General features: G+C 40.1%; 1 protein-coding gene. It reads left to right on the top strand.

The window, feature by feature from the left end:
* Positions 1–96: 96 nt before the first annotated feature.
* The gene (locus tag BM378_RS20255; protein WP_074989897.1) at positions 97–1,110 is read left to right on the top strand and encodes an IS110 family RNA-guided transposase; all 1,014 of its coding nucleotides are present in this window, start codon (positions 97–99) and stop codon (positions 1,108–1,110) included.
* Positions 1,111–1,220: the final 110 nt, after the last annotated feature.

Genomic DNA, 1,220 nt, shown 5'->3' with positions numbered 1-1,220 from the left:
ATTAATGGAATGGACTCTCTCCACTCCCCAACGGCGTCATAATGCGCCATAGTAGTTTAGGGTAAGTTTTAGCGTAAACAAAGTAGAGAGAGTCACATGAATAAAATAACAATTGGATTAGATATCGCCAAGAACATTTTTCATTTAGTTTGGTTATCAAACTCGGGAAAAGTGCTCAAAAAGAAAAAGCTCAAACGCACTAACATGAAAGAGTATTTTTGTAATTTAGAGCCCGCAATTGTCGTCATGGAAGCGTGTGGCTCATCAAACTACTGGGCACAAAGTATTCAAAACTATGGTCATGAAGTGAAAGTTATCGCTCCACAATATGTAGTCCCTTACCGAAAAGGAAATAAAAATGATTTCAATGATGCAGAAGCGATAGCTGAAGCTTCACAACGAGTGAATATGCGATTTGTGCCAATAAAAAGTGTAGAGCAACAAGACATTCAACTGTTGCACCGTATAAGAGAGCGGCGAATAAAATGTAGAACGGCCTTAGTGAATCAAACCAGAGGCCTCTTAGCCGAATATGGTATTAGCCTCTCGCAAGGCGTTAATCAAGTGAGAAAGTCTATCCCCTATATTTTAGAAGATGCGAGTAACATGTTAACGCCATTGTCTCGTCGATATATAGCCAGTTTGTATGATGAATTAATTGAGGTAGATAAGTTAATCACGGATTTGGATAGCGAGATAAAAGCTTTAAGCCATCAGATAGAGCAGTGCCAGAAATTAGAAACAATGACAGGAATAGGTCCCATCATCGCAACAGCTTTGTATAGTGCAATAGGTGATGGTAAAACCTTTAAAAGTGGGCGTCATATGGCAGCCTGGCTGGGACTAGTTGCCAAACAGCATACGACTGGCGATAACCCCAAGTTAAAGGGAATAAGTAAACGAGGAAATACTTATTTGCGAACTCAGCTGATTAATGGTGCCAGAGCTGCGTTAGTCAAATCGGGGAGTAAAGCTGACAAGGTAAGCTTATGGGCAAATAACCTGCGGGAGCGGCTGCCATTTAATAAAGCAGTGGTTGCATTAGCGAATAAAATGGCGCGAATGGCATGGGCGATGACCGTAAAACAAGAGAGGTACAAATTTGTATAAAAACATTAACCGCAATTAAAAGACAAAAGTTCAATAGCAAAAATTGCAAAGATTGAGATTGACGGAAAACGGTTCATAGCCGTCCTATTTAAACCTGATAATACCAAAGG

The sequence above is a fragment of the Pseudoalteromonas lipolytica genome (genome assembly GCF_900116435.1).
Taxonomy (GTDB): domain Bacteria; phylum Pseudomonadota; class Gammaproteobacteria; order Enterobacterales; family Alteromonadaceae; genus Pseudoalteromonas; species Pseudoalteromonas lipolytica.
Note: the sequence above shows the minus strand (reverse complement) of the source record. Positions and strands in the feature narration are given on the sequence as shown.